This window comes from Colwellia sp. MB3u-8, assembly GCF_014076985.1.
Lineage (GTDB): Bacteria > Pseudomonadota > Gammaproteobacteria > Enterobacterales > Alteromonadaceae > Cognaticolwellia.
The window spans coordinates 240,979-262,326 of the sequence record NZ_JACGVA010000030.1 but is presented as its reverse complement, the minus strand read 5'-3'; the positions used below and the strand labels follow the sequence as shown (position 1 = coordinate 262,326).

Below are 21,348 nucleotides of genomic sequence, written 5' to 3'. Positions count from 1 at the left end.
ATTGTATGAATATGTTATTTATTGTATAAATATCAAAGTAGAAACAATGCAAAGTAATAGCGATAATTTTTAATTTTACTTATGGACCACGTATAATGTTTAAGGTGATAAATTAATGGATGAAGTTGAGTTCCAAAATAGGCTCACTAATGCAACCTAATGACTTTTTTTATGCAACGTAATAAATTGCCCTATCTTATTGTTAATTTTATCTATTGCATTAAACAAGGCTTTAATTTTTAAGACATTTAGGTATCTTATGTACTCGGTTTTTAGTTTGCTTTCAGTCGATTTTTTGTAAAACTAGTATAAATAATCACTTGTGTGAAAAAATTTCAGCCTAATATTTATGACTAAGGTCGTTGGTTTACTCAAAATTAACCTTTAGAGTGGCTGACGAGTAGTTTGAAAACTCGCTCTATATAGCAATTACATTGTTAATTTATATATTAAGCATTAAAGGAATAACGGATTTTGAATATCTTTAAGATAGCGGCTAATAAATTTTTTATATTTTTTTTGATGTTTTATTGTTTTTTATCTGTAATTAATTCAGCATTCGCTAATGACTTGAAGCTTACCTTGAATAGTATTCAGCCCTCTCATCATTATGTTTGTCCAGTAGATAAGGTGTTAAGTGATAAAGTTGAATGGTTTTTAACCAACTCACCTAATTTATCCAATCAAGCACGCTCAAAATTACTCTGGCAAAAAGCGATTACTATTACCTGTAAGTATGGGTTTAGTGACGATTATTTAAGATACTTAAAAAAAATAACGCTTTTGCCCAGTAGCGAAGTAAATAAGAATATTTTATCCTTCGCTATTTATGATTTAACAAACTTTTATCATCGATATTCACCAACAAAAGCCTGTGATTTTTTGCATGAGAATCGGCTATTGGTGACCAGTGCGTCACCAGAGTTTTTAAAGTACTTAGATATGACTGAGCTTGAGTATTGCGCTGAAATGACCTCAGTTGAGAAAATTAAAGCCTTTGTTAGGCTGCGGGAGTTAAGTAAAGGCGATAACCCTTTTATAGCTAATATATACCTGAGCATAGCTGAAATATATTCATCTATGGGCCAGTTTACGCTTGCCGCAAACGAATTAAAAAAACACTTATCTTACAGTAAGGATAACTTGCCTTATATTAAGGATGATATCGATATCTATTGGACTTATTATGCTATTGCGACTGAATTATTAGATGCAGGTGAAATTGAAGAAGGTAAGCATTATTTTAGAAAATTTGAATCAGGAGCCGACCTTTTCGCAGACACTGAAGATTACAACGTTTTATTATTGATTTTGAAAATAAAAATTGCTTATATGGAAAAAAAGTTTGCTCTAATGTTAGTGCTTATTGATGAATTTGAGCCCTATCAAAGTAGGATAGAAAAGTCGCAATCCAATAATAAAATGCTCTTGTATAAAGCGATAGCCTGTGTAGAAAATAATAGAACGCAATGCGTTAATAGCTTTATTTCCAAGAAAGCAGCATTAATTAAGCAAACAAAAGCATCAAACCTGCGTTACCTGTATGAGTTTTTGACCAAATATTATATTGCTCAAAATCAGGTGGAAGCATCACAAAAAAACTTTGAAAGTTACATTAATATTAATCAGCAAGCTTTGATTAATCAACAAAACTCGGTTCCTATTCTAGACATTGCCCAATTGCAACAAGATATAGTGACACTGGAACTGAGTTTAGTTTCGGCAAAATTAGAACAATCAAAAATCACTTCAGTTCTATCTGGTTTACTAATATTTGTTTTACTCGCTATCGGCTTATTTATATGGCGTGAAAAAAACAAACAAAAAATATTGTTAGAAACTGACGAATTAACCCGTATTTACAATAGACGGGCTATTTTTGAACAAATAGCGAACCTAAAAAATACCAAGAACAATGATATACACGCTATTATCCTTTTCGACCTAGATAATTTTAAAGCAATTAATGATAAATATTCACATGTTATTGGTGATAAAGCACTGAGACATATCGTTAAATTAACTAAAGATAATATTCGACAGCAAGATTTATTTGGTAGAATTAGTGCTGAGGAATTTGTCGTTTGTTTAAAGGATTTAGAAAAAGTATCGGCGCAAATTATTGTTGAACGTATCCTCAGTAGTTTTGAAAACAATCCTATGGTATTAAATGATGCAAAAGAGCTAAGGGTTACAGCAAGTTTTTCCATCACTTACATTAAAAAATCTATTACTGATTTTGAATCAATTTATCATAGCTTAGATAGTGCGCTTTCTAAAACAAAAGACCTAGGTCGAAATAGAGTCGTTGAAGTTTAATTTCTGCGGGTCTAATTCCCCGCCGTTTGCAGCGGAAAGAATTTTGACTTTAGCGTAATTTAGATACCTCTCTTCGCCTAGTGAATTAGTTCATGAGTTACAAAAATAGTGTGGCACTAGTGCTGGCTTTTTAAGCTCTAAAGTAAAAATATTTGTCACTGGGTTGAATAAACAACGCCTCGCCACCGATGATAAATTAAATTAGTTTTGTTGCCTTTTAAAAGTAAAGTGACATGATTATCCAAACTCATCAAACTCATCAAACTCATCAAACTCACTTCACCGTATTTTTAGTGAGTTGATTATATGTAGACTATTATGTTTTCCAACTCGCATCAGGCTGCCAGTTATTGATCCAGGCAGGAATGTCGCTAGCAGGCATAGGTTTGGCAATGCCATAACCTTGTGCTAAGTCGCAACCTAGTTGTAGTAGCGCAGTGCCATGTTCAACTGTTTCAACACCCTCGGCAATTACCTGACGTTTGAATGATTTAGCTAACGCTATTACGCCTTCAACGATGGCCAAATCATCAAGGTCAATTAACATGTCTCGGATAAAGCTCTGATCTATCTTGATCAAGTCTGCGGGCAGTCGTCTCAGGTAAGTTAACGATGAGTAGCCGGTGCCAAAATCATCTAAGGCAAAGCTTACACCTAACGCGATACATTTATTCATGGTGGCTGAGACGTGATGTACGTCATCTAGAGCAATGGTCTCCAGCACTTCTAGCTCTAAATAATGGGGTGCTATATTAGGGTGGGCGGCCAGTATTTTTTTTAGTTTATGGCTAAAACCAGGCTGCTGCAACTGTACGGCAGCAATATTTACGCTAGTTTTTAGTGGGCGATTAAGGCCCATTTTTTGCCATGCGCTAATTTGTTTCAGTGTAGTATCAATAACCCATTCACCCATCTCAATACTCATGGGGTTATTCTCAATAAACGGCAAAAATTCAATAGGGTTTAATAAGCCTAATGTTGGGTGCTGCCAGCGAATAAGTGCTTCAACACCGGTGACTAAGCCTGTTCTCATATTAACTTTAGGCTGATAATGGAGCACAAATTGATGGTGGTCTAATGCGCGGCGAATGGCTTCAAGATTGTCTTGTTGTAATTTAATAGCGTCATCTTGAGCGGTATCAAATAAGTGATAACGATTTTTACCTGATTCTTTAGCGACATACATGGCTTGGTCGGCATGGCGCATCAGTTGGTCGGTATCAGCATTGTCTTGCGGGTAGATGGTAACGCCAATACTGGCGGAGATTTTTAATACGATGTTATTAATGGTAATCGGCTTAGACGCAGCCAATAACAGCCTTTGTAATACCGGCTCACAGTCTTCAACTTTGGATAAATCAGCTAATATCGCAACAAACTCATCACCGCCAAACCGAGCTAAAGTATCACCTTCACGTAACGCCTCTTTCATGCGGAGTGAGAGGGCAATCAGTAGGTCATCACCCACTTGATGACCATGGGCATCATTGACATTCTTAAAGCCGTCTAAATCTATAAATACCACTGCGAGTGACTGTTGATGACGGCTGCACTGTAACATGGTTTGAGATAATCGGTCGGCAAGTAAAACACGATTGGGTAAATTAGTCAGTATGTCGTAATGAGCAATATGCTCTAGTTGATTTTGGTGTTCTTTTATTGGGGTAATATCAGTAAATAACGCCACGTAGTTACTTGTTTGGCCATTAGCATTTTTGACTGAACTCATGTTGAGCATTTCGCTGTACACTTGACCATTTTTACGGCGGCTCAATACTTCACCAGAGAAAAAACCTTTTTTCAATAACACTCGCCACATATTGTCATAAAACTCAGGCGCTTGTTGATCCGACTGAAGCATACTTGGGTGCTGTCCAATAACTTCGTCACGACTATAGCCGGTTATCGTCGTAAAGGTATCATTAACGTCAATAATCGCTCCGGCAGCATCGGTAATGAAAATACCTTCACTGGCGTTGGTAAAAACGCTGGCGGCTAATTGCAGGCGAGCTTCAGCCTCTCGCTTACGTGCAGTATTATCACTAGCAATTAATAGGTAGCCAATAATAATGTTTTGGGCATCACGCAATACCGTTACCGACACTTCTGCTGGGAACCGGCTGCCATCTTTGCGGATATAGGTCAGTTCATAAATATCTTCAATGCTATGATTCGCTTTGTAAACCAAAGCTTCAAAGCCGGCACTAATGTTAGTATTAAATTCAATACTTAGGTCTTCAGCCCGAGCAATCAGCCCTTGTTGATCAGAAATATCGGCTGGTGTAAGTTTATTCACCACCTCCGCAGCGCTATAGCCCAGCATATGCTCTGCACCGGCATTAAATAGTTGAATAATGCCTTCGGCATCGGTGGCGATACTGGAAAAATTTTTACTTTTAAAAATAGCGTTCTGTAAAACTTTGGCCTCCATGAGCGCTAATTCAGCTTTTTTACGCAAGGTATTATCGGTAACAATTAATAGATAGCCAATAATAACACCATGAGGACTGTGCAATGGTGTTACCGACACCATTGCCGGCAAGTAGCTGCCATCTTTGCAAACATAGGTTAGTTCATAAATATCTTCAATACCGTGTCTAGCTTTGTAAACCATGGCCTCAAAGCCGGCGCTAATGGGAGTGTTAAGTTCAACACTGAGGGCTTGAGCGCGTGTAATAAGCTCTTTTTTATTAGAGAAATCAGCGGGTGTGAGTTTATTAATTACCTCTTTAGCCGTATAGCCCAACAAATGTTCGGCGCCAATATTAAATATTTGAATAACACCTTTGGCATCGGTGGCGATACTGGAGAAATTAACGCTGTTGAAAAGAGCAATTTGTAATGCTCCGGCTCTGACCAGAGTACGTGCAGTATTATCGGTACCAATTAACAGGTAGCCAATAATATTTTTTTCAGCATCACGCAAGGCAGTCACTGATACTATCGCTGGAAAGCGGCTGCCATCTTTGCGGATATAGGTCAGTTCATAAATATCTTCAATACTAAGTGCAGCCTTGTAAACTAAAGCTTCAAATCCTGGGCTAATGTTGCTATTAAATTCAATACTTAGGCCTTCAGCGCGAACAATCAGCTCTTGTTGATCAGAAATGTCGGCTGGTGTGAGCTTATTCATCACCTCGCTAGCGCTATAGCCCAACATATGTTCGGCACCAACATTAAATAGTTGAATAACGCCTTTAGCATCGGTGGCGATACTGGAGAAGTTGACACTGTTGAAAATAGCGTTTTGTAAAGCCTCTATACTAACGAGCGCTGCTTTAGCCTGTTTGTTGTTATAATCATTTGATTGCATCATTTGACTCTTTCAGGATCAGTAATAAAGATTTTTATATGTATAAGTTATTGCTTTAATGATAGCAAGATATTAATTTTATGTTGATAGGCTGGTTTTTAAAACAGTCAAATGTATTGAACAAAAGGTTGTCATAAAGTAGATATTAGTCATGATGCTAGGCTTGTTGGTAGAGCTGATATTAATGTCAGCTGTGCGTTCAGAGCAGGTTAAAAATGGCCTGATTTTATAGTTGTGGCGTACAAAGCGTTACCTTAAAGTTTCACTGCTGTCAGTTCGATCCTAAGCTAGTGGTTGACACTGTGATTGATAGTGCTTTTGAGTGTATGTAATCGAGTGAACTTTTAAAAAAGTGATAAGCGCGATTACTCATCGTTTGATTTTATCTGTTGCCTATGATGATAAAACTGCATTGTTAACTGTTAAGGACTGTATTGACTTATGTTTGCTGTGCAACTGACTAAATTATTTTTGTGCTCGCTCGATTAAACGACGTTTTTTTATGGCTTTGGGGATGATGTTATTGGCCAATTTTTTCTCCCAGCCTAGCATAAAGTAAACTTCGGCCATCAAAAACAAAGGGCCAATAGCTAAGCCCATCATATCATCTAAGAAAGCCGGTTTAGCTTTTTCAAAGATATGGCCAATAAATTGAATAATCCAACCCACAACAAACACTATAATAGCTAGCCATAATACGTTTTGCATATCTGTGACTAAACTAGCAAGGTATAGGTTTATAGCGACATATATCAACATGCCAATGGCTAATTTTAAATGTAATGTAAAGTAGTAAAGCAGAGTAATAGTGAATAATATTATTGCGGGTGTGTAGGTAACTGTTTGTTCTGCGAGAACTAGGGTAAAAGTATTTAAACTTAACAAGACGGTAATCGCCCAAACAATCAGCGGCACGCCAATAAAGTGGGTGTGAATATTACGTTTATTCAAGTGCACACTTTTGTAATTTGATAATTGTTCTTCGACTGTTTTCATGACAGTTCCGCGTTATTATTTTATAAAATATCATGGCAAGTTATCGCTTAAAAGTAAAGCGATCAGGTTAAGGGAGTGTGGCAAGATTTATTGTTTTTAACCAGGTATTTGATAAATAAGATAAGCATATAACGCGCTTGTTTAATGTATTCTAATTGCCTTATTGCAGTTGTCTTGCCTTACTCATACAATAAAGATATTTTTTACTAAAAAGTTAATATTATGTCCTCAGATACATTAGGCTCTAGCCTTAATTATAAACGCGAAGAGCAAGGTTATCGCGACCGAGCATTGAAATTATACCCTTGGGTTTGTGGACGTTGTGCACGCGCGTTTGAATATTCAAATCTCAGAGAGTTGACGGTGCACCATGTCGACCATGATCATACTAACAACCCCAATGACGGCACTAATTGGGAGTTACTCTGTATTTACTGCCATGATAATGAGCATGCAAAATATACCGATCATGCAAAGTATCAGACAGAAATTAAAGCGGGTGATACCAATCAGGACACCGCAACCTATAACCCGTTTGCAAATTTAAAGTCGATGTTAAAAAAATAACGGGTTAACTAAGGTGCAATAGCAATTTAATGGCTTTGATATAGCGCTATTTATAAAAGGAGTTGAAGGTGGCAGGTTCGAGTTTATTAACCTTACTTGATGATATTGCAACTGTACTCGATGACGTGGCGATTTTATCAAAAGTAGCGGTAAAAAAAACCGCAGGCGTTCTCGGCGATGATTTGGCGCTGAATGCCGAACAAGTTTCGGGTGTTAAGGCCGATAGAGAGTTACCTGTAGTTTGGGCTGTTGCCAAAGGCTCGTTTCTCAATAAATTGATTTTAGTGCCTTCTGCTTTGTTCATTAGTGCTTTTTTACCACCACTGATCACTATGTTATTAGTGCTTGGGGGCTTATTTCTTTGCTTTGAAGGTTTCGAAAAGGTTTCCCATAAGTTTCTTCATAGTAAAAAAACCTTGGCAGATGAACAGCAAGCACTAGTTAACGCCGTTAACGATGAAAATATTGACATTGCGGCTTTTGAAAAAGAAAAAATAAAAGGCGCTATTCGTACTGATTTTATTCTTTCTGCAGAAATTGTGGTTATTGCTTTAGGCACGGTACAAGAAGCGGCGTTTCAAACACAAGTGCTGGTTGTTTCAACATTAGCTATAGCGATTACCGTTGGGGTTTATGGGCTTGTTGCTGGTATTGTCAAATTAGATGACTTAGGTTTTTATCTGTTGAAAAACTCGGTGTCAGGGCACTTTAAGGTTTTGCAAAGAACGATGGGCCGCGGTTTATTGATGTTTGCGCCATTTTTAATGAAGCTATTAACTGTGGTAGGTACCATAGCGATGTTTTTGGTTGGTGGCGGTATTATTGTGCATAGTTTTTCATGGCTTGGTCGTCAATTTCATTACCTTGAGCTTTGGATCGGGCAATATCTTGGTAGTTTATCTGAAAGTATTTTATCGATTTTACTTAATGGCATCACAGGTATTATTGCCGGTGCTATAGTATTGGCAGTGGTTAGCTTAATATCACGGTTGAAAAACAGGCGATTAACCCTTGAGTAGGCATAAGTTTATCTTAATTTAATACATATTTTTCAATTGCATAGCGTAAATGCGACAAAATATTTCATTTTAGCTATTGTATTTTGTCGCTTTCGCCCTGAATATATAATTGAAGACAACCAATAAGGTAGCAATATGAAAATAATTATTTCCGGACATCACGTTGAAATTACCGATGGTATTAACCAAGCAGTTGAAAGCAAATTTGCTAAAATTGCTAAACACTTCCCAAGCTTAATGACCTTAGACGTCATTATCACCGTAGAGCCCAATCAGCAAAAATTAGAAGTTTCTACCACTTATGAAGGCGCTACTGTTTCAGTTAACGCTGTCGACAAAGAATTGTATGCCGCGATAGCAAGTGCAGCGAGTAAACTTGAAGCGGCTTTAGCACATCGTAAAGGTGTATTATCGGCTAAGCAAAAAAAGAAGTTTGAAGTAGAGCAGTCAAACGCTTTTGAAAGTCCTTAAATCACGTCTTTTAGTATTAACTAACAGTTAAAACTAAAAGTTAAAACCAAAGGCCGTTATTAAACGGTCTTTTTTATATTCAGGCCTCTTTCAAACATACTTTCTTTTTAATCATAAGTGCGCTTGATTACATTGCTCTTTACATTGCCCCCTAGTGAGTTAAAGCCATCTACTTATATCTACATCAAATGAATAATTCCAAGACACTAGGCCTAGTTTATCCGCTTGTGAAGGTTGCGAAAAAGAGCACTTGAATCGACTAAGATATAAAATTTAGGTACCCTTGAGGTTATTTACTTAACAATTAGATGAAGTATGGCTATTACTTAAATGTTTACGTAAAATAGCCCTATTGGCTTTATATGACAAAAAATCACTATAAAGCGTACTTTTATCTCCTCCAAGGAATCCCATGAAAAAAACATTCGAGTTAACTCACCCTAAAATTAAAGTCGCTAGAATGGTTGAGTCAGCGAAACACGAAGTTAAAAAATATTTAAAACGTGAGCGCAATAAAAAGCTACCTGAAGATGCGGATTATTGGGATTTTGATTGTAAAATTGGTAAGTCAGAGCAAACGGCTGACGTTATTCATGTGACAGCGATTAGCCAAGAAATTGATACGCTTATAGCGGCAGAGTTAAGCGCATTTTATCTTGAGATATTGGTTAAACCAGCGGTTCGTACTTTTGAAGAAAAATAGCGACTAGCGGCATTGATAGGGCGTTAAAGATTACTATTTACTCTGATATGACCTAAAGCAAATGCTTTAGGTCAAGTTTACTTAAGCCAAATACTAGCAGCGATTTCATCTCAACTAATAGCCAATTAAGCCATTAATATGTGCGACCGCACTTCTGCCTAAAGCGTTCAGAGCATATCCTCCTTCAAGCACTGAGACAATACGCCCTTGAGCATATTTATCAGCAAGCGTTTTAAGTTGGTCAGTTACCCAACGATAATCTTCATCCACTAAACTCACTTGTGACATGTCGTCTTCGATATGCGCGTCAAACCCGGCAGAAATAAATATTATTTCTGGTTTAAACTTGTTCAATGCCGGCAGCCAAGTATCAAGAATAGCTTGTCTAAAATCAGCACTTTTTGCTGTCGCAGCTAATGGTGTGTTAATGATGGGTGGCGTAGTACTTTCTTTAATTTCAAAGGGATAAAATGGATATTGATAAGTAGAACAAAATAAATAACCTTTTTTATTTTTTATAATATTTTCTGTACCATTGCCATGATGAACGTCAAAATCAACAATTGCCACGCGCTTTAATTTATATTGCTCTTTGGCGTAGGCGGCGGCAATAGCAACATTGTTAAAAAAGCAAAAACCCATACCTTTATTATATTCCGCATGATGGCCGGGTGGTCTAGTCGCGCAAAATGCCGATGAAATTTCTTTTGACATGACTAAGTCTACTGCGTCTTTGGCAGCACCTGCAGAAAGTAAGGCGGCATTAAGCGTATCTGGGGTCATAATGGTATCGTCATCAACATTATAAGTGCCTTCACTCGGGGCATTGGCAAAAATTGATTCGATATAGTCTTTGTCATGTGCTAAATAAAGCAGTTCCTTATCAATAGGTTTTGCGTTGAATTGTCGAATAACATAATCCAAACCGCTACGAATAAGTTGATCCTGAATAGCGGCCATACGTTCTGGCGCCTCAGGGTGATACTCTCCCATATTGTGGGTCAAGCAATGGTGGTGACTAATTACGCCGACTGTCATAGGTACATTCCTTTATCTCTGAGCTATTAAGTTATTTATAACTTATTTATCACTTAATAGTAGGTTAGTTGCTTAAATGTTCTGTTATGTGCTTATACCCAATTGATTAATTATAGTGTGTACGCCAAGCTTACTTCGTCATAATCTTGTGAAGGTGCTCTTAAAAATCCTGCATTTTCAAATACTTTTAACATAGGAGCATTGTCTCGTCGTACACAAGCGACCAATTGTCTTAAACCACGAATTTTAGCGATAGCGATTAATTCACTCAGTAGTGCTTTTGCCATACCTTTGCCGCGTTTACTCTCTTTAATAACAAAAGCAACTTCAGCACTATTACTTGCTTCAAGGTAATAATAGCGAGCAACACCTTGTATAGATTCACCTAAATCATCTCGTTCAGTTAAACACAAGGCTAAGTCAACCTGCTGGTTGACACTGACGAGATCACAGGACTTCTCTCGGGTCATTTGTGTCATATGATGGTTGTATCGCATCATTAATGTTTCTTGGTTATGAGAATAAAAAAACTCTTGTAGTTTACGTTCGTCTGAAGGCGATAAAGGTCTAAGGAAGTATTCAGAATCAGCAAAAGTAAAACGTTTGATCTCAACTTTACCCAGTTCAGGTACTGATGTTGGCGTGTTTTCTTGGTATTCAGGGACCCAATAATGTTTTCTCACATCTTTCAGCAGTTGAGCGCGAAATTTAGGGTGGGCAATACGTATTAATTCTAATGCGCGTTCACGAATACTTTTACCTTGCAGCGAAGCGATACCATATTCAGTGACTACATAAGCCACATGACCCCGTGAGGTAACTACACCGCCACCCTCGGTAATGTGTGCGACGATACGAGATATTTTGCCATCTTTGGTTGTCGATGGCAGGGCAATAATAGGTTTACCGCCTTTACTTAATGAGGCGCCACGAATAAAGTCAACTTGGCCACCAATACCACTATAAAAATAATAGCCGATGGAGTCAGAAACCACTTGCCCGGTTAAGTCAACTTCGATGGCGCTATTGATAGAAACCATGTTGTCGTTACGGGCAATGTTTACTGGCGAATTAATGTGTTCGCTCGGGTAGAACTCTACATGGGGATTACCATCAACAAACTTATATAAGCGACGAGTGCCAATACAATAACTGATGACGGTTTTTCCTTTATGAAAGGTTTTTTTGCGATTATTGATAACACCGGAAAGCATTAAGTCGATAATGCCGTCAGATATTAATTCACTGTGCACACCTAAATCTTTATGGTTGGCTAAGTAACGCAAGATAGCAGATGGAATTTTACCAATACCAATTTGGATAGTAGCGCCGTTTTCTACTAACATGGCCACGTATTGACCTACTTGTTCTGTGACCTGATCAATTTCAGGCTCGGGCAATTCGGGTAAATATTGTTCAACGGTGATATGGGCGTCAATTTGACTCATATGGACAAAACTATGACCATTAGTGCGTGGCATTTTAGGGTTAATTTGTGCGATAACCACCTTAGCTTTTTTAATGGCTGCGGGCACAATATCAACCGTGACCCCAAGCGAACAATAACCGTATTCATCGGGTGGACCGACCATGATTAAGGCCACGTCTAAGGGTAAAATATTTTCATTAAATAGCCTGGGAATTTCAGATAAAAATGTTGGGGTATAATCAGCGCGACCTTCATTAATTGCCGTGCGAATTTTTTCGCCACCAATAAAAAATGCGTTGACCTTAAATAGGTCTTGGTGCTTTTTATCAGCCCAAACGTTGTCTGAAAGCGTTAAAATATGAACAACTTCAATATCATGTAAACCATCGCTATTGGCAATAAGGTTATCAATTAAAGCATTAGGAACTGCGGCATTAGAGCCAATAAAAACTCGATTGCCAGATTTGAGGTATTTAGACCAGTCTATAGAAGATTGGCGCTGTTTGCGTATCAGCATAATTGTCTCTGAATTCTCTTTATTTGGGCAAGGTTACAATTAAATTTATCACAGAATGTAAGCTGTATCTGTTTAATAACAAATTTATGAATTAGCGAGTCTACTTTATACCTAGGTAACAGGGCCAAATACCAGATTTTTATTCAATAACGGTTTGTGTTACTGATTAAATAAAGGCTAAATAAAAGTTAAGTAAGGTTAAATAAACAACGAAAAAGTTGGTTTTTAGCCAATAGTAATGATCAAATAATTAGTGAGCTTAGTATAAGTATGCGCTAACGGTTAAGTTATTCGTTGATCCGGGTCAAAGCCTTGGCATTATTAGACTAAATGACTAGCCAAATAGTAGGGTGAATTATCTAAATTTTACAAAGTTAGTAGTTAGTAGTTAGTAGTCATTATTTATTGTGCATCTTGACGTGGAGTGGCTATAGATACTGAAGTAACGCTTGTGAACGATTTTAAGCCTCAATACCATCGCATAATATTGCTTAGCGTTAGGCTATTCTTACAGAGACGAGCAATGTGGATAGTGTGGAGATAGTGTGAGGAGAGTGTTTTATTGAAAAATTCTTAATGACGTTCTTGTTTTTGAGCAAAGCAGATCTTGTTTGAGCCTAGTAAACTGAGTTTATCTTTGGGGATCTAGGTCGGAATCAGCACAAGTCCATTTAATTAAATTTTTATTTTGATAGGTATTACGCTACTTATTTTAGGATATTGGTGACTTTTATATCTAGAACTACCCACAAAAATGGGGGGGTACTGGTATTATGATTTGTGCCTGCTGTATTGCCTTTGGTGTGCTTTTTTCATTAGCCAAAAAACGATATTTAACTCTGTTATTAATGGCTCGTGAACGGGGTCAACAGCAAAGCTTAACAGCAAACAAAAAAGCAGAGAAGTCGTTTATATTTTAACTATAAAAAAGCCCAATGCTATTGGGCTTATAATCATTTAATTTCAGTAAGCTAAGCTCAAAGTAAATACTAACCAAAAATGTTACGCATTAAGGTTATCGCTTGATCAACGGTTTTACCATCTTTAACGCTGTTCACTATGGTGCTGCGCATATTGAGAATAAAGTCAGGAATATCATCTGATTCAAAAGCTTTATCTACAATAGCTTCGGCTGACGCTTTACTACGTTTTACCGCTTTAGCGACACCAATTTTAATTTTTTTAGGCTTATCACGCATACGAATATAATTAGAATTTTGTGCCAACGAATTATCAGCAAACAAAAACAAATCAATTAATATTGCTCGATTTTGCCAAAGTTGAAGTTCAACTTCATCGCTAGGCATTTCACTGCGCCACCATTGTGTGTTTCTAATGGCTTCTATCATCTCATGCCAATAATCATCAAAGCTCTGGTTGTTGAGTTTTACTAAGCCTAAGCCTTGCGAAAGGCTATCTATTTTACCACTGTTTAGGGCAATAAATTGGTCTGGGCGGCGCATAGCCAATAAACGAGTTGCTGCACTTAAGGGCGCTTTTTCTTCATTAGTATGGCTGGCAAATATCGCTTTATAGGCATTAACAAAGTTTTGATAGTCTGCCAAGGTAACGTCACCGTCTAACGGAATATGCTCAAGCGCTTGATCAAAATCTTTTGGGTGAGACTTTAACAACTGGTGAAACGTTTTTGCGCCGCGTGTGCCGGCAAACCATTCAACATCAAAGTCATAAACACTAATATCATGCTGGGCGCTATGCTTGCCTGCAAAAGCTAATCTGTCTTCATCAATCATTTCAGCTAATTTATTACCGCGTATCGTCGCAACATAATTTAAGAGTTTAAGTCTTTCTGGTAAGGCTTGTAACCCTGAGTGCTCTTGTACAAAACTAGTAAATATTGGCCATGGGATAATACGGGCCATTTTTAATTGGCAAGCACTAACACCGTTTGACATGGTGTCTTGTAGTTTTTTTAAGGGTTTTTGTTGACTAGGTTCTAATAAATCTTGGTTGATGTCGTGTAAGCAAATTCGGTATAACTCTCTGCACCAGTTAAGAAAATTATCTGGATGACTCTCTACTTTTACTGCCATTAAATTAAGGCTGAGATCAGCGACTAACGACAAGGCATTTTGGTAAATTGTTTGTTCGGTAGCGCTAAGCGACATGGCATTTGGCGAGGTAAGTAATTTTCTCATGAAACAGGGGTTTTCCGATGATAAAAACAAAAATAGGTCGGCATGATACGTGTAAAATAAGCTATTACAAGTGCTAAGGCTTAAATTAGGGGATAAACTCTACGCTGGTGCATAAAAAAACAATATGTGGAGGGTTAATAAACAAAACCTTTGCCGATTCAATTTTTAAAACTTAGCAGACAAAGGCTTGCTGTTACGAAAAGTAACCGTTAGTCGGTGGTTACTGTTTCTGGTGACCTAGTATAATACTTAACTAAACCAATTACCGAGGCGGCAATCCAAAATAGTTCAATAACAAAACTCGCCAAATTAAAGTTATAGCATAGGCTAATTAACAGTAATATTGCGCCAGAAAGGTTCGTTAGGTTATAAGCCAAACTTTTAGGATTTAATTTTTCTAGTTGTAACATTATAAATGCGCCAACGATAAGAAAGGTTCCAGACATGCCAATGATATTAAATAATAAATCAATCATAAGAAACTCCAAGCTATAGAGGGTGATCCAAAATGCTGGCCCTATCCGTGGGTTGGATCGTTTTCGTTCCATGAAACAGCTTGTCGCTTTACCTATAGTAAGACCATAAGCGTTACTAGGATAATTTCGCCGTTATTGTAGGTAGTTTTTTGCATAAGGTAAAGCAACAAAAGCTTACCAAGTGACACAAGTAGCAAGCTAGACATTTTCTTAAGCGCAGTAATATAGTCATTTTTACTCAGGCTGAGTAGATTATAAAAATTGAGCACCACAGAGTTTTTTGCATGCTTGTGGTTTACTTTAATAATACCTAGCCTAACCTCCTAGCTTGACCATTAGGTTGTTGCTATTAATCGTCGTCATCTATTTTCATCGCTTCAATATTAATAATGGTTGAACGATTTAGTGTCAGCTTAAAACGTTGTATTTGTTGTAGTTCTTGTTTATCTGTTTGCATTAATACGACATTGATTTGGTAACGGCGTTCAACCGCTTGCTTGGTTATTTTACTACCATCAAGTGAATATAAACGGCCTTCACCTTTTTTTAGGAAGCGAATAAAGGGGGTTAAATTAAAATAGATACGTTGCTGAATTTCATCATAGCCAGGCAAAAAACTTTTAGCATTAACTTTAGTGTCACTGCGAAAATGTAGTAATTGTGCCGCTTGTTTGTTTTGATGACGCCGAGTTTGAAATAATTTATCAACTTGCTGAGGTAGATCTTTATTGCGAATGTATTCTAGCCAAATGGTTTGACTAGCGATACGGGTTTTATTAACACTATTTGTGTAAATATTTCTCCATTTAGGTAAGCCTTTTTGAATGCTACGCCAAATAGCACGGGTTATATCATCTTTAAATATCTCCCTTAAACCATAAACAATGCCTAACATGCCTACTAAGGCAATAGTGACTTCAGTAAAGTTTGCCCGCGCATTTAGCACTAACAACATCACAAAAGCCATAATAATCGCTGTAACTGTGCCACGTACAATGCGTTTTAAATTGCGATTGAGGCTTTTCATTTCTTTTTGCAGTACTACGCCGTATTCGATTAATCGCTGCAGTAAACGCATTTTATTGGTGATGCGGTTAGGGTCAGATAAGGTAACTTCTGAATTATATTTATGGGTTGCACGGTATTCATTTTCACTGCGACATAACGCAAACAAGAAGTTTCTTTCAGTGGAAAAGTCACTACTTTTTGGTCCTCGAGATAGCAACTTTAAAAATGACTGCTCAACTTGCCAACTAAGGTAGTTGTCAGCATTTTGAAAAAATGGGCTCAGCTTATTATCTGATGGCGTATATCGTCTTAGTTTTTTCAGTAAACCAGAAATTAACTCTGCTAGTACAATGGCTTGTGGATAAAAATCTTTACTTTCTTTAAGCTTAATCGTTTGTTTTATATCAGTGTCGAGAGCAATTAAAATTTGATAAGAAAATAAATTAAGGTTAAGTCGATAGTCACTTAGCTCACCTTTTTTTTGGCTAATAAAGCGACTTCTTACTAACGGCAAGTGCAGTTGGTCTGAGTAATAAGCACTGTGGTTTTCTATACTACTATGAAAATAATGCTCCTCGTCTAGGGTTTTAGGGCCGATACCCATTTCAACCGGTAGTGAAAAGTATAAATCGAGTCTTTGGTGGTCAGTAGGCAACAACTGGTAACTGACCTTGATGGAAAGGTTTTCGTCTTGGGTGAGTTTAGCGTTATTCACTTCTATCCTCTACTTCTTGTCGGTTTTATTACCCAGCCTGAGTCAATTAACTCTGAATTACTTTGATGCGTAATCTCATCATAAAGTGAGTTAATTGCTGTTTGTTTTTACTATACGTTATTTTAGGGACAATTTTTTAGCTTTAAGGTGAATACTATATTGGTAACTTCGCCAAATTTAATGACAAATTCAGCGATTAATTAGTGATTAAACTATATTAAACTTTCATTAACTTAGTTATAACTTGAAAAATTTGAGTTTATACTGCCCATGGGTAATATATGGCATTGGTTACTTTTTTGATACTTTTTTGATGGTCTTTTAACAGTCATTGACCGATCATCTAGTACACTTTAAACAGTATAAATTAAAAATTGATATTTACTGTTTGCTAGCCAAAATAAATTATTACGCTGGGGTATTTTTAGAGTAATAGGCCTGAAGCAGAGTTACTTTGAGCTATACTATTAGATACGTTTTCAAATTAAAGTACAAATTTTATACTTTTATGGTGATAGTAAGTTAAGCTTTTATTCAAACATTAGATTTTTGTCAAAAATGGAATTTATAATATGACCTTAACTAGAAGGATCACTCTACTTAACCTCACCATTATTACTACCTTACTTTTGGTGATTTTATTAGTGACAAAAGTATATGCCAAAACACCGACAGAAAATCATGCTAAATTGAAAAAGTTACAGCATTTAAATAGCGATAACAATCGTTTTTTTGTTGAGCATTTGTTAAGTCAAGTTGACGCGCAAGCATCCTTTAGCTTGCAAGCACCCCCTTATGCTTATATCGCTAAGTTAAAAAGCAATTAATAATGATGGCGGTTTACCTCGCTTGAAAATTATTTTATTAAAATCTCTGCTTACAACAAGACCAAAAACTTAATCAAAGTGGTATTATATAAAGCTTATTCATCAAAGATAAAGTTTAAAGGTAATGTTAATAAATAATGCGTAAATCAGATAAGAAAATAGATAATCAAATCATAAAGTCGTTAACTGAAGTATGCCAATCAGCGCTAGAAGAAATTGATGGCTTTGAGTGGTTAACCCATACCGTTAATTTCGATAATTTCCCCGACAGTCTAAAAATTGTTTGTGTTTTTGATAGCAATAAAAAATTAGCGAGTTATCTAAAGTCATCTGAGAGTAAGCACTTAGCCTTATTAATAGCCGATAGCTTGGCAGATATTGGCATAAAGCTTAACAGTGTTAAAAACCAAATAGAATTAGACAGCGAAGAAAATTGCACGCTTTATCACGCTGGAAATTGGCATAAAAGATTGTCTTAAATCGCTAGGCTATTAAATAATGACCATGCGATGGCGCACATGATTAATCCAACAAGCATATCAATAACTCTTCTCACCTTAGCTTGGTTAAGCCAAGGTGACATTTTTGCTGCCGCTCCAGCTAAGCTATAAAACCACAGCATAGATGCCAACATAGTGCCGAGTGCAAAGGCGATTTTTTCATTACCTTGAAATTGCCCGCCAACACTGCCCAATACCAATACTGTATCAAGATATACATGCGGGTTTAACAGGGTTACCGCTAACGTTGAAACAATAACCAAACCAGGCTTTTTGTCTGTTTTATCGGCTGAATTTTGCTCACTGGTACTATTATTAAGCCATGCTTGGCGAAATGACAAGCTAGCATAAGCCAGTAAAAAAATAATACCGGCCCAAGAAATTACGGTTACCAAGGTTGGTGATGTGCTAATAAGCTGTGCGCCACCAAACACCCCTAATGCAATAAGGGCAACATCACAAAGCATGCAAATTGAAGCGGCTAAAAAGTGATGATTTTTTTTAATACCCTGATTTAGGATATGAGAGTTTTGTGCGCCAATAGGAATAATCATGCTGGCGCCTAAAAAAAGGCCTTGTAGTAGGGGGGAAAACATTTTTGCTCCTAAAAATTTCATGCTGTGCTGAGTTATTGTGGCTAATTTAACGAAAAATAAATCATAAGTATAATTAATGATTTTAATCTTTGATTAGTTTTGCTAATGTATTTTTTACTAACATGAGTAATAAATGTTGCTAACATCAGAGGGGAAATGGTCTTGCTAGATTATAAGTTATTGCATGCATTGAGTGTGGTACTCAATGAGCAAAGCTTTGACAAAGCGGCATCGGTATTAGCTATCACACAATCTGCCGTATCTCAGCGTATTAAAAGCTTAGAGCAAATTATAGGCCAACCGGTATTAATTCGGGCACAACCGATAGTCGCAACGGCTATTGGCAAAAAATTACTTGGCCATTATCAGCAGGTAAAATTACTTGAACAAGACATTATTCCTGATATTTCAGGTAATAAAAAACATGAAACTATTACCGCCAATATCGCCAGTAATGCCGACAGTTTAGCCACTTGGTTAATTGCAGCAATTGGTGACGTTAGTCATCAATATAACTTAGCGGTAAATTTTCGATTGGCTGATGAAAATAGAACCATTAACTATTTGAAAGATGGTGAGGTTTTTGGTGCGATTAGTACATATGATCAGGCTTTACCTGGCTGTACATTAGAAAAACTCGGCGATATGCACTATTTATTAGTTGCTGCACCAAGCTTCATTACAAGCTATTTTTCTGAGGGTATTAATAAACAAACCTTGGCACGAACACCCGCGGTTGCTTATGATCAAAAAGATGATATGCATATTAAATATATCGAACAAACCTTTGGCTTAAAAGGGGGGTCATACCCGTGTCACACCGTACGCTCTTCAGAAGCCTTTGTTAATTTTGCCAAACAAGGTTTAGCCTATTGTTTGATCCCTAAATTGCAAATACAAGCAGAACTTACATCAGGAGAACTGATCAATTTAATGCCAGAAAACCCAATTACTAGAACACTTTACTGGCATCATTGGGTACTATTGAAAGGGGTATTTAAGCAGCTTTCAAGCGCAATAATTAGCCGTGCACAATACGCGCTAAATAATCAATAATTTGCTAATATTCAGTGTTATCTGAAATGGCCAGTAAAATAGCCAGTAAATGAGTCAATAAAATAGTCAGGAGTTAAATGTGAGCAATTTAGTCGTTAGAACAGCAACAGCAGACGATACCAGTATATTATTTAAATTTATTATCGATCTCGCTATTTATGAAAAAGCGGAACACGAAGTATTAGCCACCGAGCAAACAATAAAAGCCAGCATTTTTGCTGAAAATAGTCATGTTTTTGCCTTAATTTGTGAGCTTGATGGGGTTGCCGTTGGCTCAGCCATTTACTTTTTTAATTATTCAACTTGGTTAGCAAAATCAGGTCTTTATTTAGAAGACCTATACGTTATGCCAGAATATCGAGGCAAAGGCGCAGGCGTTAAGCTGTTAAAAGCTATGGCAAAAATTGCTGTGGAAAAAGACTGCGCACGGTTTGAATGGAGTTGCTTAGATTGGAATACACCGTCAAGAGAATTTTATCACTCACTAGGTGCTGTCGCGCAAGAAGAGTGGGTTGGCTATCGCATGACAGGTAAAACACTTAGTAATTTTGCAGCTGATCTGACTGAATAATACTAATACCCACTGGAGGGTTTTGTGCATAAACTAGCATAGCCTTTGCTACTTTTTTTGCTTGAATTACTTGGTATTTTTTTGGGATCATAAAAGCTAGCGCGTTCATTGCTATTGTACCTAATTGCTCGCCAAGTCGACATTCATCACGCTGCCCAGATAACATTGACGGGCGAAATAGACACAGATGTTGGTAATCTAAGTGACTTAAGTCTTTTTCTATTTTGCCCTTTATTTGGTTATAAAATATAGCAGACGTTTCATTTGCTGACATTGCTGTGACTATGGCAAATAAAGTGGCATGTTGACTATAAAAGTATTTGGCGATAAGCAGTGGATAATGATGGTCAATTTCAGCAAAAGCAGCTTTAGAACCGGCTTTTTTTATGGTACTGCCCAGGGTGCAAAATATATGATCAATCGTTTTTATCTTGTGGTTAGCGGCTATATCCTGAGGTTTATCATCCAAAAAGGTACTTGAGGTCAATTCTGCTTCTAGATGTTCAAAATTAATTTGCCATTGTTCAAGTTTAGTATCTTCTATCAAGAGTGGCTTACGTACTAAGGCGATAACTTTGCTATAGGTTTTACTGGCTAGTAGTTGCTGCAACAAATGTTGTCCCACTAAACCACTGGCGCCAACAATTAGGGCCACTTTTGGTTGCTCTGGTTTATGCCCATAAGTACAAGTTGTCATTTATTTTTTAACCCTAAGACGGTGGAGAATAATATACCCTAATAATAAAGTCTCATATTAAGTGCTTAACTAGCTACTTAAATCTTGAAGAATTTTAACATTATTGCCCACTTGTTCTGGTTTAAATCTAGCATGGCAGCGTTACTCTCAATTACAATTGCCCACAATTTATGCGAGCAGAACATCGTTTTGGCCATGTTCAGACTCCCATCTAAACCAGTAAATATCGTCTCGTCCTTTCAAAATATAAACGTAATCATTTAATTTTGGACTTAGTTGTCGCATGCAAATCAAAACGTTGGGTGAGAAAAGCTATATGCTATACAACTATTAGCTTATGTTTATTAAGTGATTCAGCTGGTTAATAGGTA

At 37.0% G+C, this 21,348-nt stretch carries 19 protein-coding genes; 10 read left to right on the top strand and 9 right to left on the bottom strand.

Going from position 1 to position 21,348, the window contains the following annotated elements:
* The first annotated feature begins 582 nt into the window (after positions 1–582).
* Positions 583–2,319 (top strand): GGDEF domain-containing protein, encoded by a 1,737-nt coding sequence (locus H4J54_RS01315; RefSeq protein ID WP_182189022.1) that lies wholly within the window; start codon positions 583–585, stop codon positions 2,317–2,319.
* Positions 2,320–2,635: 316 nt separating this feature from the next.
* Here H4J54_RS01315 and H4J54_RS01310 read toward each other — a convergent pair whose 3' ends face one another.
* Entirely contained in the window at positions 2,636–5,635 is a 3,000-nt protein-coding gene (locus tag H4J54_RS01310; protein ID WP_182189021.1) for a bifunctional diguanylate cyclase/phosphodiesterase, read from the bottom strand.
* 462 nt (positions 5,636–6,097) lie between these two features.
* Entirely contained in the window at positions 6,098–6,628 is a 531-nt protein-coding gene (locus H4J54_RS01305) for a DUF962 domain-containing protein (RefSeq protein ID WP_182189020.1), read from the bottom strand.
* Positions 6,629–6,850: 222 nt separating this feature from the next.
* Between H4J54_RS01305 and H4J54_RS01300 the strand changes: the two genes are divergently transcribed.
* The 4 genes from H4J54_RS01300 to H4J54_RS01285 all read left to right on the top strand — a co-directional run bounded on the left by H4J54_RS01300 (position 6,851) and on the right by H4J54_RS01285 (position 9,388).
* The gene (locus tag H4J54_RS01300; RefSeq protein WP_182137552.1) at positions 6,851–7,195 is read left to right on the top strand and encodes a YajD family HNH nuclease; all 345 of its coding nucleotides are present in this window, start codon (positions 6,851–6,853) and stop codon (positions 7,193–7,195) included.
* A gap of 68 nt (positions 7,196–7,263) precedes the next feature.
* On the top strand, positions 7,264–8,214 hold the full coding sequence (locus tag H4J54_RS01295; RefSeq protein WP_182189019.1) for a DUF808 domain-containing protein: 951 nt from the start codon (positions 7,264–7,266) through the stop codon (positions 8,212–8,214).
* Positions 8,215–8,349: 135 nt separating this feature from the next.
* Positions 8,350–8,685: a ribosome hibernation-promoting factor, HPF/YfiA family gene (gene hpf / locus H4J54_RS01290; RefSeq protein WP_182137554.1), complete on the top strand. Its 336-nt coding sequence runs from the start codon at positions 8,350–8,352 to the stop codon at positions 8,683–8,685.
* Positions 8,686–9,097: 412 nt separating this feature from the next.
* On the top strand, positions 9,098–9,388 hold the full coding sequence (locus H4J54_RS01285) for a DUF6172 family protein (RefSeq protein ID WP_182189018.1): 291 nt from the start codon (positions 9,098–9,100) through the stop codon (positions 9,386–9,388).
* A gap of 114 nt (positions 9,389–9,502) precedes the next feature.
* Here H4J54_RS01285 and H4J54_RS01280 read toward each other — a convergent pair whose 3' ends face one another.
* Positions 9,503–10,426, bottom strand: a complete 924-nt coding sequence (locus tag H4J54_RS01280) for a histone deacetylase family protein (RefSeq protein WP_182189017.1) — start codon at positions 10,424–10,426, stop codon at positions 9,503–9,505.
* A gap of 110 nt (positions 10,427–10,536) precedes the next feature.
* On the bottom strand, positions 10,537–12,372 hold the full coding sequence (locus H4J54_RS01275) for a GNAT family N-acetyltransferase (RefSeq protein ID WP_182189016.1): 1,836 nt from the start codon (positions 12,370–12,372) through the stop codon (positions 10,537–10,539).
* A 773-nt stretch (positions 12,373–13,145) separates the two neighbouring features.
* Here H4J54_RS01275 and H4J54_RS19290 point away from each other — a divergent pair.
* The gene (locus tag H4J54_RS19290) at positions 13,146–13,292 is read left to right on the top strand and encodes a hypothetical protein (protein WP_259366977.1); all 147 of its coding nucleotides are present in this window, start codon (positions 13,146–13,148) and stop codon (positions 13,290–13,292) included.
* A gap of 69 nt (positions 13,293–13,361) precedes the next feature.
* Here H4J54_RS19290 and H4J54_RS01265 read toward each other — a convergent pair whose 3' ends face one another.
* From H4J54_RS01265 to H4J54_RS01255, 3 genes are all read right to left on the bottom strand, one after another.
* Positions 13,362–14,531, bottom strand: a complete 1,170-nt coding sequence (locus H4J54_RS01265; protein WP_182189015.1) for a hypothetical protein — start codon at positions 14,529–14,531, stop codon at positions 13,362–13,364.
* Between the two features lie 209 nt (positions 14,532–14,740).
* A complete protein-coding gene (locus H4J54_RS01260; protein WP_182189014.1) occupies positions 14,741–15,007 on the bottom strand; it encodes a hypothetical protein in 267 nt (88 codons plus the stop codon).
* A gap of 349 nt (positions 15,008–15,356) precedes the next feature.
* The gene (locus tag H4J54_RS01255; protein ID WP_182189013.1) at positions 15,357–16,730 is read right to left on the bottom strand and encodes a hypothetical protein; all 1,374 of its coding nucleotides are present in this window, start codon (positions 16,728–16,730) and stop codon (positions 15,357–15,359) included.
* Between the two features lie 572 nt (positions 16,731–17,302).
* Here H4J54_RS01255 and H4J54_RS01250 point away from each other — a divergent pair.
* Together H4J54_RS01250 and H4J54_RS01245 are read left to right on the top strand one after the other, a co-directional pair.
* The gene (locus tag H4J54_RS01250; protein ID WP_182189012.1) at positions 17,303–17,557 is read left to right on the top strand and encodes a hypothetical protein; all 255 of its coding nucleotides are present in this window, start codon (positions 17,303–17,305) and stop codon (positions 17,555–17,557) included.
* Between the two features lie 137 nt (positions 17,558–17,694).
* On the top strand, positions 17,695–18,036 hold the full coding sequence (locus H4J54_RS01245) for a Fis family transcriptional regulator (protein WP_182189011.1): 342 nt from the start codon (positions 17,695–17,697) through the stop codon (positions 18,034–18,036).
* Here the strand turns inward: H4J54_RS01245 and H4J54_RS01240 are convergent.
* On the bottom strand, positions 18,033–18,653 hold the full coding sequence (locus H4J54_RS01240) for a LysE/ArgO family amino acid transporter (protein WP_182189010.1): 621 nt from the start codon (positions 18,651–18,653) through the stop codon (positions 18,033–18,035). The two genes, H4J54_RS01245 and H4J54_RS01240, sit on opposite strands and share 4 nt — an antisense overlap.
* A 156-nt stretch (positions 18,654–18,809) precedes the next feature.
* Between H4J54_RS01240 and H4J54_RS01235 the strand changes: the two genes are divergently transcribed.
* Complete coding sequence (locus tag H4J54_RS01235) at positions 18,810–19,709, top strand: LysR family transcriptional regulator ArgP (protein ID WP_182189009.1); 900 nt, start codon at positions 18,810–18,812, stop codon at positions 19,707–19,709.
* 79 nt (positions 19,710–19,788) lie between these two features.
* Positions 19,789–20,280 (top strand): GNAT family N-acetyltransferase, encoded by a 492-nt coding sequence (locus H4J54_RS01230; RefSeq protein ID WP_182137566.1) that lies wholly within the window; start codon positions 19,789–19,791, stop codon positions 20,278–20,280.
* Here the strand turns inward: H4J54_RS01230 and H4J54_RS01225 are convergent.
* A complete protein-coding gene (locus tag H4J54_RS01225; RefSeq protein ID WP_182189008.1) occupies positions 20,249–20,977 on the bottom strand; it encodes an NAD-dependent epimerase/dehydratase family protein in 729 nt (242 codons plus the stop codon). The two genes, H4J54_RS01230 and H4J54_RS01225, sit on opposite strands and share 32 nt — an antisense overlap.
* Between the last annotated feature and the right edge of the window lie 371 nt (positions 20,978–21,348).